A 15900-nucleotide genomic window follows, 5' to 3' on the forward strand; every position below is an offset into this window, starting at 1 on the left:
CCCGGTGCGGCTGCGATCAGTGCGATTTCCCCTGTGAAATACCGATACCGGTTTGCGAACGAATAAACTGTCCGCGGAACCGTGCACGCTCCTGTGCACCCTGAGCGGAGTGATCGGTGATAGAAAAGAACCAGGTGCAGACAAAAGCGACCAGCATGGAGAACAGCGCCGGGTACTCGTAAGGATAGACCGGGGTAGCGTGACCCAGCACCTGAACCCAGACGGTAGGGCCCAGAATCATCAGCACCACCGCCGTCAGCAGTCCCAGCCAGCCGCCCACCATCGCGCCGCGTGTGGTGAGCTTCGACCAGTACATGGAGAGCAAAATAATCGGGAAATTGCAGCTGGCTGCAATAGAGAAGGCCAGACCGACCATAAAGGCGATGTTCTGCTTCTCAAACAGGATCCCCAGCGCAATGGCAACCACACCCAGCACCAGCACGGTAATTTTAGAGACGCGCAGCTCTTCACGCTCCGTTGCCTGACCTTTGCGGATCACGCTGGCGTAGAGATCGTGCGACACTGCCGACGCGCCCGCCAGCGTCAGCCCGGCGACAACGGCCAGAATCGTGGCGAAAGCTACCGCCGAGATAAAGCCGAGGAACAGGCTGCCGCCTACCGCATTCGATAGATGCACCGCTGCCATATTGGTGCCGCCAATCAGGGCGCCGCTGGCGTCTTTAAACAGCGGGTTTGCACCCACCAGCAGAATCGCACCAAAGCCGATAATAAAGGTCAGGAAATAGAAGTAACCCATAAAGCCGGTGGCCCAGAACACGCTTTTACGCGCCTCGCGCGCATCCGCCACGGTAAAGAAGCGCATCAGAATGTGTGGCAGTCCCGCTGTACCAAACATCAGCCCCAGCCCCAGCGACAGGGCGGAGATAGGATCTTTCACCAGTCCGCCGGGCTGCATAATCGCCGCGCCTTTAGGATGGACCGCCATCGCCTCCGTAAACAGCGCGTTAAAGCTGAAACCGGTAGCTTTCATTACCATAATCGCCATGAAGCTGGCACCAAACAGCAGCAGCACCGCTTTGATGATCTGCACCCAGGTGGTCGCGAGCATGCCGCCGAACAGAACATAGAGCACCATCAGAATGCCAACCAGTACCACGGCGATATGATAATCAAGGCCGAACAGCAGCTGGATAAGCTTGCCGGCCCCCACCATCTGCGCAATCAGATAGAGCGCAACCACCACCAGCGAACCGCAGGCAGAGAGGGTGCGGATCGGCTTCTGCTGCAGCCGGTAGGAGGCCACATCGGCAAAGGTATAGCGTCCGAGATTGCGCAGCCGCTCAGCGATCAGAAACAGGATCATCGGCCAGCCGACCAGAAAGCCGAGCGAATAGATCAGCCCGTCATAGCCCGAGGTATAGACCAGCGCCGAAATACCGAGAAATGAGGCGGCGGACATAAAATCGCCCGCCATCGCCAGGCCATTCTGGAAGCCGGTAATATTGCCGCCTGCGGTGTAGTAGTCGCTGCGTGAGCGGGTGCGCTTTGATGCCCACCAGGTAATACCCAGCGTGAACGCGACAAACACCACAAACATGATTATCGCTTCATAGTTGGTCGCCTGCTGCTGGACGTCGCCGGTCAGCGCATCGGCCGCCAGTACGCCCGCTGGCGCCAGCGCCAGCAGAATCGGGAGCGCGCGCTTCATGATTTTACCTCGCTGACGATCTGTTTAGTCAGGCGATCAAACTCGCCATTTGCGCGCCAGACATAGACGCCGGTAAGCAGAAAAGAGACCACAATCAGGCCCACGCCAATCGGAATACCGCGCGTCACATTGGTACCGGCATGCAGCGGCGTGCCGAGCCAGCCGGGCGCAAACGCGATCAGCAGGATAAACCCGACATACAGGACCAGCATAATAATGCTCAGCAGCAGCGCAAAAGACTGGCGCTTATGGACCAGCTCCTGAAAACGGGGGTTATTTTCTATTTGTTGCCAGACGGCTTCCTGTTGATTCAGGGTGTCATTCATCACAGTTTCTCCAGAGGCAAAGCAGACGGAAATCTCACATTAATGTGATTTAACGGATTGAATATTCTGGTTATCAGGGTTGTGCGATGGTGAACAGCATACGGCGTAAGGTGAACTAACGGAGAGAAGCCTGCCGGGGACAGGCTGATGCTCTCCGCTGATAAGGGCAACGATTACGGCATGGCGATCGACTGCTTCTCCTCCAGTAATTTCTCTACTACACCTGGATCGGCCAGCGTAGAGGTATCGCCAAAGTTGCTGGTATCGCCCGCTGCAATTTTGCGCAGAATACGCCGCATAATTTTACCGGAGCGGGTTTTCGGCAGCGAGTCGGTCCAGTGCAGCACGTCCGGCGTGGCGATAGGGCCGATCTCTTTGCGTACCCAGTTGCGCACTTCCGTATACAGCTCCGCTGACGGCTCTTCGCCCTGATTCAGGGTGATATAGGCGTAAATGGCCTGCCCTTTAATGCTGTGCGGAATACCGACCACGGCCGCTTCAGCAATTTTCGGATGTGAAACCAGCGCGGACTCAATCTCTGCCGTGCCCAGACGATGTCCGGAAACGTTCAGGACATCATCCACGCGTCCGGTGATCCAGTAGTAGCCATCTTCATCGCGCCGCGCGCCGTCACCGCTGAAGTAGCGATGCTTAAACGTGGAGAAGTAGGTCTGTTCAAAGCGTTCATGATCGCCAAACAGCGTGCGCGCCTGACCAGGCCAGGAGTCATTAATAACCAGGTTACCCTCGGTTGCGCCCTCAAGCTGATTGCCTTCGTTGTCCACCAGCGCCGGCTGTACGCCAAAGAAGGGTTTGGTGGCCGAGCCCGCTTTCAGCTCGGTTGCGCCCGGCAGCGGCGTGATCATAAAGCCGCCGGTTTCAGTCTGCCACCAGGTATCGACGATGGGGCAGCGGCTGTCGCCAATCTTTTTGTAATACCACTCCCAGGCTTCCGGATTGATCGGTTCACCCACGGAGCCCATGATGCGCAGGCTGCTGCGCCGGGTGCCTTCAATCGCCCGATCGCCTTCCGCCATCAGCGCGCGAATCGCGGTGGGCGCCGTGTAGAGCAGGGTAACGTTATGCTTGTCGACGACTTCCGCCATCCGGCTCGGCTTCGGCCAGTTGGGCACCCCTTCAAACATCAGCGTGGTTGCGCCACAGGCCAGCGGCCCGTAGAGCAGATAGCTGTGACCGGTGATCCAGCCGACGTCTGCGGTGCACCAGTAAACGTCGTCGTCATGGTAATCAAAGACATATTTAAAGGTGCTGGCCGCATAGACCAGATAGCCGCCGGTGGTATGCAATACGCCTTTTGGCTTGCCGGTCGAACCGGAGGTGTACAGAATAAACAGCGGGTGTTCCGCTTCAACCGCCACCGCTTCGTGCTCTGCGCTGGCCTGGCTGACCAGATCGTGCCACCAGAGATCGCGTCCCTCATGCCACTCCGTGGTTTTTCCGGTGCGCTTAAATACGATCACCTGCTTCACGCTGGTCACCAGCGGATTTGCCAGCGCGTCATCAACATTCTTTTTCAGCGGAATGGCACGTCCGGCGCGGATACCCTCATCCGCCGTGATCACCAGCTTCGCGTTGCTGTCGACCACGCGTCCCGCCACGGCTTCCGGCGAAAAGCCGCCAAAAATCACTGAATGCACGGCACCAATACGCGCGCAGGCCAGCATGGCGACAGCGGCCTCCGGCACCATCGGCATATAAATGGCCACCACGTCGCCTTTTTTAATCTCAAGCTGCGTTAATACATTTGCCATGCGGCAGACGTCAGCGTGCAGCTCCCGGAAAGTCAGCGTTTTACTTTCACTGGCGTCATCCCCTTCCCAGATAATGGCCGGGCGATCGCCCCGCGTCGCCAGATGGCGATCCAGGCAGTTAGCCGCAAGATTCAGCGTGCCATCTTCATACCAGCGAATAGAGATATTGCCCGGCGCAAACGAGGTATTTTTCACCGTGCTGTAAGGCGTGATCCAGTCGAGAATCTTTCCCTGCTCACCCCAGAAGGCTTCAGGATCGTCCACGGACTGCTGATAGCGCGCCGCATACTCGTCGGCATTAATCAGGGCGTTCGCTGCGATGGCAGCGGGTACAGGATGCTTGTGAATTTGGCTCATGGCTGACCTCCTTGAAGATGTTAATCATATGTCAATCAAAGGTTAATTGAAGAGGGGACAGGGGCTTTGTTTCGGTTTTGCAGTCTGGATCACGGCCTGCCGGCATGCGCTAAAGCGCGCAAAAACGGCGCTTTTTGCGGCAAAAAAGCAGCGTGCTGAAAGCGGCTGTCAGCAGGCAACAGAGGGTTTTGTGATTAAATGTTAAGCAAACGCGCCGGGCGATAAAATCGTCAGATCTGAATAGCTATGCGGAAAATTATCGAATTAACGCTTTTCATAACAGCGGGTTATAGCCACAGGATAACAGCAGCATTTTATGCTACTGAGCTGCGCACGATTTAAGCTATCGCGCCGGGGGTTGCATTTACCGTAGTGAAAATGGTACTTATCTGGCCGCTGTTCAGCAGGTATCAACTCAGGCTGTATCCTTGCGCTGGCGCAAACCGCCGGCAGAACAAAGCGGAATACAGCCCATTATAACCCTCTATTTTATCGGGCTTTTGCTCACTTCCCTGTGTGTACCATCTCCTGCACCTTCGCAGCAGAGCAAAGGGGTTTTAACTGAGGAAATAACGCGTTATGAAAGGTTTTAAACTCACCCTCGCCTGGCAGATCCTGATTGCCCTGATCCTCGGCATTATCGCAGGAACCGTGCTGCATAATCAGCCAGACGATCGTGAATGGTTAATCACCAATATTCTTACTCCTGCCGGTGATATCTTCATTCATCTGATCAAGATGATTGTGGTGCCGATTGTTATTTCCTCGCTGATTGTTGGCATTGCCGGCGTCGGGGACGCGAAAAAACTCGGGCGTATCGGGGTGAAAACCATTATCTATTTTGAAGTGATCACCACCATTGCCATTGTGGTCGGCATCACGCTGGCTAACGTATTCCAACCCGGCAGCGGCATTGATATGTCAACGCTGGCAACGGTGGACATCTCTAAATATGAAGCTACCACCGAAGCGGTTCAGGGCGCTCCTCATGGCCTGGTCAGTACCATCCTGTCACTGATCCCGCAGAACATCTTCGCCTCGCTGGTCAAAGGCGATATGTTGCCGATTATTTTCTTCTCAGTGCTGTTTGGCCTGGGTCTGTCGGCGCTGCCGTCGGAACATCGCGATCCGCTGGTCGGCCTGTTCCGCTCGGTATCAGAAACCATGTTCAAAGTGACTCATATGATCATGCGGTATGCGCCGGTGGGCGTATTTGCACTGATTGCGGTGACCATTGCGAACTTCGGTTTTGCATCGCTCTACCCGCTGGCGAAACTGGTACTGCTGGTTTATGCCGCCATCCTGTTTTTCGCCTTTGTCGTGCTCGGTGCGGTCGCGCGCTTCTGCAAGCTGCGTATTACGACCCTGATGCGTATTCTGAAGGATGAGCTGATTCTGGCTTACTCTACCTCCAGTTCAGAGACGGTGCTGCCGCGCATTATGCAGAAGATGGAGGCGTATGGTGCGCCGAAAGCGATCACCAGCTTTGTGGTGCCTACCGGCTACTCCTTCAACCTGGATGGCTCTACGCTCTATCAGAGTATTGCCGCCATCTTTATTGCCCAGCTTTACGGCATTGACCTGTCGCTGACCGATGAGATCATCCTGGTGCTGACGCTGATGGTAACCTCAAAAGGGATTGCCGGTGTTCCGGGCGTCTCCTTCGTGGTGCTGCTGGCGACGCTGGGCAGTGTGGGGATCCCGCTTGAAGGGCTGGCGTTTATCGCAGGCGTTGACCGCATCATGGATATGGCGCGTACGGCGCTGAACGTGGTGGGAAATGCGCTCGCTGTGCTGGTCATTGCACGCTGGGAAAATCAGTTTGATGCTAAGCAGGCCGCCGCCTACGAGCTGCAGCTGCGTATGCAAAGCGCCACCTGATCTGCTACTAAGCAGAACAAAACCCGCCGCTGGCGGGTTTTTTTATGCCTGCAGTAAAAATAAAAAAATTCTGCGCCGCTGCACATGAATTAACAATTCTTTGTGATATAAGTTTTTCAGAATAAATTATTCATTTGCAGGAGCGTATTATGACCCTTGATCTCAACAAGATGATCACCGAGAGCCGCAATCCGGCCAGCCAGAATATTGACGAGCTCAGCACGGAAGCGATGCTGCGCGTCATTAATGACGAAGATAAAAAAGTGGCGCTGGCGGTAGAGGCGATTGTGCCGCAGATCGCACAGGTTACGGAGGCGATTGCGCACGCCTTTAGCCAGGGCGGGCGACTAATTTACTGCGGCGCCGGTACCTCCGGCCGGCTCGGTATCCTGGATGCCAGTGAGTGCCCGCCTACTTTTGGTACGCCGCGCGGTCAGGTGGTGGGGCTGATTGCCGGCGGGCATACGGCGATCCTGCAGGCGGTTGAGAACGCGGAAGATAACGCCGGACAGGGCGCACAGGATCTGGCGGATATCGGTTTCAGCCCCCGGGACGTGCTGGTCGGAATTGCGGCCAGCGGCCGCACCCCCTATGTGCTGGGCGCGCTCGCTTACGCACGCGAACAGGGCGCGTTTACCGCCGCGCTGACCTGCAATCCCGACAGCGCGATGGCGCAGGCGGCTGATGTCGCGCTGACGCCGGTTGTGGGGCCGGAGATCGTCACCGGATCGTCGCGCATGAAGGCGGGCACGGCACAGAAGCTGGTGCTGAATATGCTGAGCACCGGCGCGATGATCCGCAGCGGCAAGGTGTATGGCAACCTGATGGTAGATGTGGAAGCCACCAACCAGAAACTGGTTCAGCGTCAGATAAACATTGTTAAGCAGGCCACCGAATGCGACGACGCCACGGCACAGCAGGCGCTGACGGCGTGCGGCGGCCACTGCAAAACCGCTATCGTCATGGTGCTGGCGGGCCTGACGGCGGAGGAGGCGCGCGCGCTGCTGGATCAGAACCGCGGGTTTATCCGCGCCGCATTACGTGACTCAGGAGTACGCTGATGGCCGCAATCACTGAAACGCTGCTGCGCGATATTCTGCGGGCCGTGGGCGGGCCGGGTAACGTAGCGATGTGCGGCAATTGCATGACCCGCCTGCGCCTGACGCTGGTGAATGCTGCGCTGGCGGATAGCCCGCAGCTGAAACAGCTGCCGGGCGTACTGGGCGTGATTGTCAGCGACGCCCAGCTGCAGATTGTTCTGGGGCCGGGCAAGGCGCAAACCGCGGCGGAAAAGATGCAGCTATTGCTCAATGACGGCACTCCGGCGCAGGATCTGCAGGCGATCGCCCAGGCGCAAAAGCAGCAGTTAAAAGCGAAACAGAGCAGTGCGCTGCACCGCTTTCTCGCCTGCTTTGCCACCATCTTTACGCCGCTTATTCCGGGATTTATCGGAGCTGGCCTGCTGCTCGGTTTTGCCACCCTGACCGAGCAGCTGTTTCACCTTAATCAGCCGGGTGAGCACGCCCCGTGGCTGCTGGCGACCGTGGCCTACATGAAAGTGTTTGGCAAAGGACTGTTTACCTTTCTCAGCATTCTGATCGGCTATAACGCGCAGAAAGCGTTTGGCGGCACCGGCGTCAACGGCGCGATTATCGCCTCGCTGTTTGTGCTTGGCTACAGCCCGGAAGCCACCGTCGGGTACTACAGCGGGATGGAGAACTTTTTCGGGCTGACGATCGATCCGCGCGGCAACATTATCGGCGTGCTGCTGGCCGCGATATTTGGTGCCTGGACAGAGAAGCAGCTGCGTAAAATCATTCCCGATAACCTGGATATGATCCTCACCTCGCTGCTGACGCTGCTTATTACCGGCGCCGTGACATTTCTGCTCATTATGCCGGTGGGGGGGGAGCTGTTTAAAGGAATGTCGTGGCTGTTTATTCACCTCAATAACAATCCGTTTGGCTGTGCCATTCTGGCCGGGCTGTTTTTAATTGCGGTGATGTTTGGTATCCATCAGGGCTTTATTCCGGTCTATTTCGCGCTGATGGAGACGCAGGGCTTTAATTCGCTGTTTCCCATACTGGCTATGGCGGGAGCGGGGCAGGTCGGTGCCTCGCTGGCGCTGTGGTGCAAAGCCGGAAAAGCGTCGCTGCTGCGCAGCCAGATCAAAGGAGCTATTGTGCCGGGGCTGCTGGGCGTGGGGGAACCGCTGATTTACGGGGTCACGCTACCGCGCCTCAAGCCTTTTATCACCGCCTGCTGCGGGGGTGCACTGGGCGGCTTCTTTATCGGTCTGGTGGCCTGGCTCGGCCTGCCGGTGGGGATGAATACGGTGTTTGGCCCCTCCGGCCTGGTGACGCTGCCGCTGATGACGTCAGCACAGGGCATTTTTGCCGGCATGGCGGTCTATCTTGCCGGTCTGCTGGTCGCCTGGACGGGCGGGTTTCTCTTCACCTGGTGGTGGGGCATGAAAAATATCGATTTGGGTTAACGCCCGCTGCGGGCGCTGCTGCGCCCGTAAATATTTACCGTTTCCTCCATTCTGGCTAAATAATGGTGTGAGCCGCAACGCATAATCCTGTTTTCATCTTTCAGTTTTTACCCTTCAATACAGTTATTTATAAAAATTGCTCTTTTTTAGCAGCAAGAAATAAATCATCAGCGCTTAAGTCGTTCCGCTAATCAGCCGATAGATCCGGAATAATGTTTATCAGCCTGAATTGACCAGGGATCTCTGTATGCGCAATAACCAGCCCGTGACACAGCGTGAATTCGTTTTCAATGACGATGCGACGCTGATGTCGACTACCGATCTCAGCAGCCATATTACCTACGCCAACGACGCTTTTATTGAGGTCAGCGGCTTCACGCCGGAAGAGGTAAACGGTCAGCCCCACAACATGGTGCGCCATCCGGATATGCCGCCCGAAGCCTTTGCCGATATGTGGCATACCCTGAAGCAGGGGCAGCCCTGGAGCGCGCTGGTGAAAAACCGGCGTAAGAATGGCGATCACTACTGGGTGCGGGCCAATGCGGTGCCGGTGGTACGCGAAGGATGCGTGCGCGGCTATATGTCGGTGCGGACCAAACCTTCAGCAGCGGAAGTGCAGCAGGCTGAAACCCTGTACCGCGATTTTCGCGAAGGGCGCAGCAAAGGACGCTGTTTTTACAAAGGATTGATTATCGGCAGCGGCTGGCGTCGCGCCACCTCACTGCTGAAAACGCTGCCGCTGCGCTGGCGCATTCGTTCAGCGCTGGCGCTGCTGCTGCCGCTGATAGCGGGCAGCGCCTGGGGGGCAGGCCTGACGGCGCTGGCACTCGGCGGCTTCAGCGTTGCGACGGCCCTCTGCCTGCTGCTGGCGAGCCTCTGGCTGGAGCAGCAAATTTCACGCCCCATCGAGCGGATGTGCCAGCAGGCGCTGAGCGTGGCGACCGGCAACAGCCATAAAGTCGATCAGCCCGACCGCGTGGATGAAATCGGCATGACGCTGCGCGCCATCGGCCAGCTGGGGCTGATGTTCCGCTGGCTGGTGGATGACGTCAGCGGCCAGGCGATCAACGTCCTCAGTGCCAGTGATGCGATGGCGCGCAGTAACAGTGAGCTCTCCCGCCGGACTGAACAGGCAGCCGCTAACGTGCAGCAGACGGCCGCCACCATGAATGAGATGACGGCCACCGTGAAGAGCAACACGGAAACCGCCAGCGAGGTCAATGCGCTGTCGGGCACCACCAGCCACGCTGCTATCAAAGGTGGCGAGGTGATGCAGGAGATGGCAGGCATGATGGGCGATATTGCCGACAGCGCGAAACGCATCGCCAGCATCACCAGCGTGATCGACAGCATCGCCTTTCAGACCAATATCCTCGCGCTCAATGCGGCGGTAGAGGCGGCGCGGGCCGGTGAGCAGGGTAAAGGGTTTGCCGTAGTCGCGGGTGAAGTGCGCAATCTCGCGCAGCGCAGCGCAAAAGCCGCCAGCGAAATCAAAACGCTGGTAGAGACCAGCGCCAGCCGCGTAGCGTCAGGCAACGACTATGCGGCAGCCGCCGGCCGCACCATGCAGGATATTGTCAGCCAGGTGCAGAACGTGACGACGCTGATTGCGCAGATCAGCGCAGCCACCGCCGAGCAGGCCACGGCGCTGAGCGAGGTCAGCACGGCGGTAGAAGATCTGGATGATATCACCCATCAAAACGCCGCGCGCGTGGCTGAAGGCGCAGAAGCCTCAACCCGCATGGCGCATCAGGCGAACCGCCTGGTTGAGGCGATTAGCGTCTTTCGCTAACGCTTATGCCACTTCCCGCCCGGCGCGCAGCGCGCCGGGTGACGTGCCCGTAATCCGTTTAAAGGCGCGGCTGAACGCAGCCAGCGATCCGTAGCCAAGCTCAAACGCAACGCTCTCTACCGCCTCGCCCTGATCAACGATACGCTCTTTCGCCAGCCGCATACGCAGTTCGGTAAGATAGCGCAGCGGCGTCATGCCGGTGGCGTTCTGAAAGCGGGCAGCAAACACCGAGCGCGAGCTGCCGGACGCACGCGCCAGCCGCTCCACCGTCCAGTTTTCTCCCGGCGCACGGTGCATCGCCGCCATCGCCAGGCTCAGGCGCGGATCGCGCAGCGCCTGGACCAGACCGCTGCCGGCGCCGCAGCCGTTCTCTACCCAGCCGCGCACGATCTGCGCGGCCACCACATCCGCCAGCCGCGACAGAATACCGGCGAAGCCCGCTTTGCGCTGGCGGGTTTCCCGCTCCATCGCGTCCAGAATCGGCTGGATTTCCGGATACTGTCCCAGCAGGGTGCTGACCAGCATGACATCCGGCATGGTGTGTACCAGCGGCTGCATACCGCCCAGTTCAAACGCCATGCAGGCGCTGAACAGGATCACATCGCTATCCGCCGGACAGAGATCGGCATCTGCCGCATCGTTGATCGCGCAGACGCTGGGGCAGATGGGCTTACTGTTAAACGTGGTGATCGGTTCACAGTGCGCCGTCTCATCTGAGATCAGCGCATGCGCTTTTCCGTGCGGGATCAGTAACGCATCGCCCGCCTGCAGCGGATAGATCGTACCAGAAGCGGCGCGCAGCAGCAGCGTACCGCGCCCGACAAAATGCAGCTGCGCCCGGCCAGGCGCGTCGTCATACTGCAGGCCAAAAGGCGCATGCAGCGCAATACGCTGATATTTTACGCCGTACAGGCGCATGCCCATCAGCAGCTCGCTGGTTAAATCTTCATAACGGCTCATCGCAATCCAGACGAATTATCAACTAATAAACTTTCTGTATCATAGATCGTCTTACCGCAGCGCTCTATCCTTAGCGAAACTATTTTTTTGTGATGGGGATCGCAAATGAGTCTGGAAACTGAACTGACAGCTGCCCGTGCGGTGGCAGAAAAACCCGCGTGGGGCGCGGTATTTGCCATGGCATTTGGCGTGTTTGGCCTGATCACCGCTGAGTTCCTGCCGGTTAGCCTGCTGACGCCGATAGCCGCGTCGCTGCAGGTCAGCGAAGGTCAGGCGGGGCAGACGGTGACGGTAACCGCGCTGGTTGCGCTGCTCACCAGTCTGGTGATCGGCACGCTTACGCGGCGGTTTGATCGTCGTCTGGTGATGCTGGCATTTACCCTGCTGCTTATCGCCTCGGCGCTGCTGGTGGCGCTGGCGGACAGTCTGCCGATGATCCTGCTGGCACGTGTGCTGCTGGGTATGGCGATTGGCGGCTTCTGGACGCTGTCAACCGCCATTACCATGCGACTGGTGCCGGCGGAGCAGGTGCCGCGCGCGCTATCAATTGTCTTTAGCGGCATCTCGCTGGCGACAATTATTGCGGCACCGCTCGGCAGCTATCTCGGCGATGTGATTGGCTGGCGCAACATTTTTCTGATGACGGGGCTGCTGGGCGTGCTGGCGCTGCTGTGGCAGTTCTTCACGCTGCCGGCAATGCCGCCGGAAAACCGGACGCAAAGCGGCGGCGTGCTTGATCTGCTGCGCCAGGGCGTCATGCGCTGGGGCATGCTGGCGGTGATCCTGATGTTTACCGGACATTTTGCTTTCTTTACCTACCTGCGACCTTATCTGGAGGGCAGCGCGCAGCTTAACGTTAATCAGCTGTCGCTCGCGCTGCTGGCGTTTGGAATAGCTAACTTCTTTGGCACCTCGCTGGCGGGCGTGCTGGTTACGCGCAGCGTCTCGCTGACGCTGACCGGCATGGCGCTGCTGATGAGCGTGACGGCGGTGGTACTCTCCGCAATGGCGCAGCTGCCGTGGCTGGTGGGAGCCGGCGTGGCGCTATGGGGACTGGCATTTGGCTCCATGCCCACCGGCTGGTCAGCATGGATTTCGCGTGCCGTGCCTGATGATGCAGAGTCGGGCGGCGGACTGCTGGTGGCGACCATTCAGCTGGCGATCACGGCGGGCGCGGCGGCCGGCGGCTGGATGTTTGACCTGCAGGGCGCGGGCGGCGTCTTTATGGCAAGCGGCGTCATGATGCTGCTGGCGGCGGTAACCATCTATACGCGCGTCAGGCAGCATGGCTAAGGTGCAGCGGCAGGGCTTTTTCTGATTCAGGGGCGGCGTGTGCCGCCCTTTGCATTTCCGCGCGTTGCTTTGACGGTTTTCTGCACAGATGCGCTACCTTTAGTGACAACTACACCAGGGGGAAAAAAGCGATGAGCCAGTTTTTTATGCATGAAAAGAACGATCTGATTAACGAAGCCATCGAAGGTATTTTACTCAGCACGCCGTGGCGTAACCTGCGTCGTCTCGATTTGGGCGATGATATCCGCGTTGTGGTGCGTTCAGACTGGGATAAAAGCCGGGTGGCGCTGATCTCAGGTGGCGGATCGGGCCATGAGCCGGCGCACGCCGGGTTCGTCGGCAAAGGGATGCTGACTGCGGCCGTCTGCGGTGATATTTTCGCATCGCCCAGCGTGGAGGCGGTGCTTAACGCCATTATCAACGTGACCGGTGACGCGGGCTGTCTGCTGATCGTTAAAAACTATACCGGCGATCGCCTTAATTTTGGTCTGGCGGCTGAGAAAGCCAAAAACCTGGGCTATCACGTAGAACTGGTCATGGTCGAGGATGATATTGCGCTGCCTGAAAACCCGCAGCCGCGCGGTCTCGCCGGCACCGCACTGGTGCATAAGATTGCGGGCTACGCGGCTGAGCACGGGCATTCACTGCAGGAGGTGAAGGCGCTGGCGCAGCGGGCGATTGAGTCTGTTTTCTCTATTGGTCTGGCGTTTGCGACCTGCCATCTTCCGGGTGAGAAGCGCGAAGCGCGCGTGGCGCCAGGCCACAGTGAACTCGGTATGGGGATCCACGGCGAGCCGGGGGTCATTACGCTGGATACGCAGGACAGCGGAAAAATCACCGCTCTGATGACGGATAAACTGGCGCAGGCGCTGCCGGACGGTAAGCTGGCGCTATTGCTTATCAACAATTTAGGCGGTTTTTCGCAGCTGGAGCTGGCGCTGCTGACGCGTGAAGTCCTGCGCACGCCGCTGGCCGCGCGTATTACCCATCTTATCGGTCCCGCTACGCTGGTCAGCGCGCTGGATATGAAAGGCTTTTCACTCTCCGTGCTGGCGCTGGAAGAGCCGTTCCTGCTGGCGCTGCAGGCACCGGTTCAGGTGCAGGGCTGGGTTGCGCCCTATGAGTTTGCGCCCATCAATCTGCAGACGGCAGAGAAAGTCAGTAGCGCGCTCGACTTCGATCCCTCTGAAAATGATGAGGTGGCGGGCTGGATCACGCGCGTTACGCAGACGCTCATCGATCTGGAGAGTGAACTGAATGCGCTGGACGCAAAGGTCGGCGATGGTGATACCGGCTCCACGTTTGCTGCGGGTGCAAAGCGTATTCAGCGCGCGCTGCAGGAGAAGCAGCTGCCGCTGAACGAGCTGCCGACGCTGATCGCGCTGATTGGCGAGCAGCTGGCAGGGGCGATGGGCGGCTCCAGCGGCGTACTGATGTCGATTCTGTTTACCTCCGCCGGACAGCATCTGGAAGAGGGCAGCTCACTGCCGGAGGCGCTGATGCAGGGGCTGGAGCGCATGAAGCACTATGGCGGCGCGCAGCCGGGCGATCGCACGCTGATTGATGCGCTGCAGCCGGCGCTGGAAAAACTGGTGGCGGGCGAATCGCTGACGGCGGCCGCGCAGGCGGCGGCGCAGGGCGCAGAGGCTACGGCGCAGATGAACAGTGCGAAAGCGGGACGCTCAGCCTATCTCAACCAGCAGAGTCTGGATGGGGTAAAAGATCCCGGTGCGTATGCGGTAGAGAAAGTGTTTCAGGTGATGGCAGGGTGAGTTGCCTGCCAGGGTGACACCGCACCAGGCTGCGCCCGCCTTCCCGGCCATGCAGAAGGCGGGCGCAGGATGCCGTTACTCGCCGGCTGGCTCTTTCGCCGCCTCGCGCAGCATCTCCTGATGCGGGATATCCTGCAGGATCTGCTCAAAGCTGCGCAGACGCTTGTAGATAGACATCAGCTCGACCAGCGTCGACCAGGAGGTGATCAGATACTGGAAGGAGGAGCGTACCTGGTCAAACACGTTGAGGATCTGATTCATCAGGCCCAGCGTCAGCGCACCGGCCACGATCGCCGGAAACAGCAGAAACACGCCAAAGACATTATCTACCTGCAGATAGAGAAAACGCGTGACGTTGAAATAGAGGTAGTGGAAGTAGAGCCGGAAATAGTTGTAGCGCACCCGGCTGAACAGCGCCTGCACCGTGGGCGGTGACGCGCGCGACGGATCGTCTTCGCCATAGACCAGCTCTTTACGGTAGGCCGCTTCCACCCGCTGATTGCGGAACTCCAGTCCCGGCAGCTTAATGCCGACCAGCGCCAGCAGCGCGGTGCCGAACACCGACCAGAGAATAGCGGCGATCACCAGGCCATAGGGTATCGAACCGAGAATCGGTATATCTTTCACATGTTTCGACAGCGCCAGCAGCACCGGCAGGAACGCTACCAGCGTCATGATCGCCTTAATAAAGCTGACGCCCCAGTCCTCCAGCGTGGTGGAGAAACGCATCGTATCTTCCTGCACACGCTGTGCCGCCCCCTCCACATGCCGCAGACGCTGCCAGTTGTGCATGTAGTAGCTGTTCATCGCGGTACGCCAGCGGAAAATCCAGTGGCTGATGAAAAAGACGTTGGCGACCAGAATCGTCACGGCGATAAGCGCTATACCGAGAAAGTCGCTGATTTCGCTATAAAACTGGGTTATCTGTACGGCACCCGCTTTGGTCAGCGCTTTCTGGATCAGATCGTAAAACGGCTCATACCAGGCGTTGACCGCCACGTTGACCTGAACGTTGAACCAGGTGACAAAGATGATGAGCGCCGTGCCCCAGACCGACCAGCGCTGCCACGGATGGCGATCGATTATCATCCACGCCAGGGCAAACAGCGCAACCGCAGACCAGTAGTAGCCGTAAAACCAGAGCTGGCTGGCGTGAATAAACCGGCTGGCATTGGTAGGCAGCGGCTGCTGCATCGCGGCCTGCAGTGCGGGCCAGCGCGCCGGCAGGTCGCTGAAAAAGCCAAACCAGGCAAAAATAACAAGCACGCTCCAAATCGCTGCCGAGCTGAAAAATGCGCCGGGCCGCGGAAAAAAGGATTTAAACATAAGCACTCCGCTGTGGTGTAGACACGTTTATACCGCTATTTCTGTTTATCTGTCTGTAGTGGGTTGTTTCCGGGCATGACAATTCCGTCGCCGGAATGTAAACCAGCGCGGGAAAATGTTAAGTATTTTGTGCGTAATTGTTTCGGAAAACTAAATTCGTTACCGTTTCGGTGTTACAATTGTCATCTTGTTACCGGTAACAAACGTGCTGTATCCCTTAAGTCAAGAATAAAAACCATTACAACGCAACTACTTAAC

General features: G+C 58.2%; 11 protein-coding genes. 6 read left to right on the plus strand and 5 right to left on the minus strand.

Translation table 11 applies throughout. The features are described 5' to 3' along the window. Window positions 1-16: 16 nt before the first annotated feature. From FS690_RS08025 to acs, 3 genes are all read right to left on the minus strand, one after another. Window positions 17-1669, minus strand: a complete 1653-nt coding sequence (locus FS690_RS08025) for a cation acetate symporter (protein WP_104085609.1) — start codon at window positions 1667-1669, stop codon at window positions 17-19. Beyond that, complete coding sequence (locus FS690_RS08030; RefSeq protein ID WP_094111309.1) at window positions 1666-1995, minus strand: DUF485 domain-containing protein; 330 nt, start codon at window positions 1993-1995, stop codon at window positions 1666-1668. Before FS690_RS08030 ends, FS690_RS08025 begins: the two co-directional genes overlap by 4 nt. Before the next feature lie 173 nt (window positions 1996-2168). Beyond that, the gene (gene acs, locus FS690_RS08035) at window positions 2169-4124 is read right to left on the minus strand and encodes an acetate--CoA ligase (RefSeq protein WP_145339372.1); all 1956 of its coding nucleotides are present in this window, start codon (window positions 4122-4124) and stop codon (window positions 2169-2171) included. A gap of 579 nt (window positions 4125-4703) precedes the next feature. Here acs and gltP point away from each other — a divergent pair. The 4 genes from gltP to FS690_RS08055 all read left to right on the plus strand — a co-directional run bounded on the left by gltP (window position 4704) and on the right by FS690_RS08055 (window position 10291). Beyond that, the gene (gene gltP, locus FS690_RS08040; RefSeq protein ID WP_071668440.1) at window positions 4704-6005 is read left to right on the plus strand and encodes a glutamate/aspartate:proton symporter GltP; all 1302 of its coding nucleotides are present in this window, start codon (window positions 4704-4706) and stop codon (window positions 6003-6005) included. A gap of 149 nt (window positions 6006-6154) precedes the next feature. Continuing rightward, window positions 6155-7066 carry an N-acetylmuramic acid 6-phosphate etherase gene (murQ, locus tag FS690_RS08045; RefSeq protein WP_094111310.1) on the plus strand — a complete coding sequence of 304 codons (912 nt, stop codon included), beginning with the start codon at window positions 6155-6157 and terminating at the stop codon, window positions 7064-7066. Next, the gene (gene murP, locus FS690_RS08050; protein WP_071668439.1) at window positions 7066-8499 is read left to right on the plus strand and encodes a PTS N-acetylmuramic acid transporter subunit IIBC; all 1434 of its coding nucleotides are present in this window, start codon (window positions 7066-7068) and stop codon (window positions 8497-8499) included. Before murQ ends, murP begins: the two co-directional genes overlap by 1 nt. A gap of 247 nt (window positions 8500-8746) precedes the next feature. Further along, window positions 8747-10291, plus strand: a complete 1545-nt coding sequence (locus tag FS690_RS08055; RefSeq protein ID WP_094111311.1) for a PAS domain-containing methyl-accepting chemotaxis protein — start codon at window positions 8747-8749, stop codon at window positions 10289-10291. Between the two features lie 3 nt (window positions 10292-10294). Here FS690_RS08055 and FS690_RS08060 read toward each other — a convergent pair whose 3' ends face one another. After that, window positions 10295-11251 carry an AraC family transcriptional regulator gene (locus tag FS690_RS08060; RefSeq protein WP_094111312.1) on the minus strand — a complete coding sequence of 319 codons (957 nt, stop codon included), beginning with the start codon at window positions 11249-11251 and terminating at the stop codon, window positions 10295-10297. 105 nt (window positions 11252-11356) lie between these two features. Between FS690_RS08060 and FS690_RS08065 the strand changes: the two genes are divergently transcribed. Together FS690_RS08065 and FS690_RS08070 are read left to right on the plus strand one after the other, a co-directional pair. Then, on the plus strand, window positions 11357-12544 hold the full coding sequence (locus FS690_RS08065; RefSeq protein ID WP_094111313.1) for an MFS transporter: 1188 nt from the start codon (window positions 11357-11359) through the stop codon (window positions 12542-12544). Window positions 12545-12675: 131 nt separating this feature from the next. Further along, window positions 12676-14316, plus strand: coding sequence for a dihydroxyacetone kinase subunit DhaK (locus FS690_RS08070; protein WP_094111314.1), 1641 nt, complete (start codon window positions 12676-12678; stop codon window positions 14314-14316). Window positions 14317-14391: 75 nt separating this feature from the next. Here FS690_RS08070 and sbmA read toward each other — a convergent pair whose 3' ends face one another. Beyond that, window positions 14392-15642, minus strand: a complete 1251-nt coding sequence (gene sbmA / locus FS690_RS08075; RefSeq protein WP_039382072.1) for a peptide antibiotic transporter SbmA — start codon at window positions 15640-15642, stop codon at window positions 14392-14394. Window positions 15643-15900 lie beyond the last annotated feature (258 nt).

Origin of the sequence: Pantoea sp. PSNIH1 (assembly GCF_007680655.1) — a bacterium.
GTDB classification, from domain to species: domain Bacteria; phylum Pseudomonadota; class Gammaproteobacteria; order Enterobacterales; family Enterobacteriaceae; genus Pantoea; species Pantoea eucrina.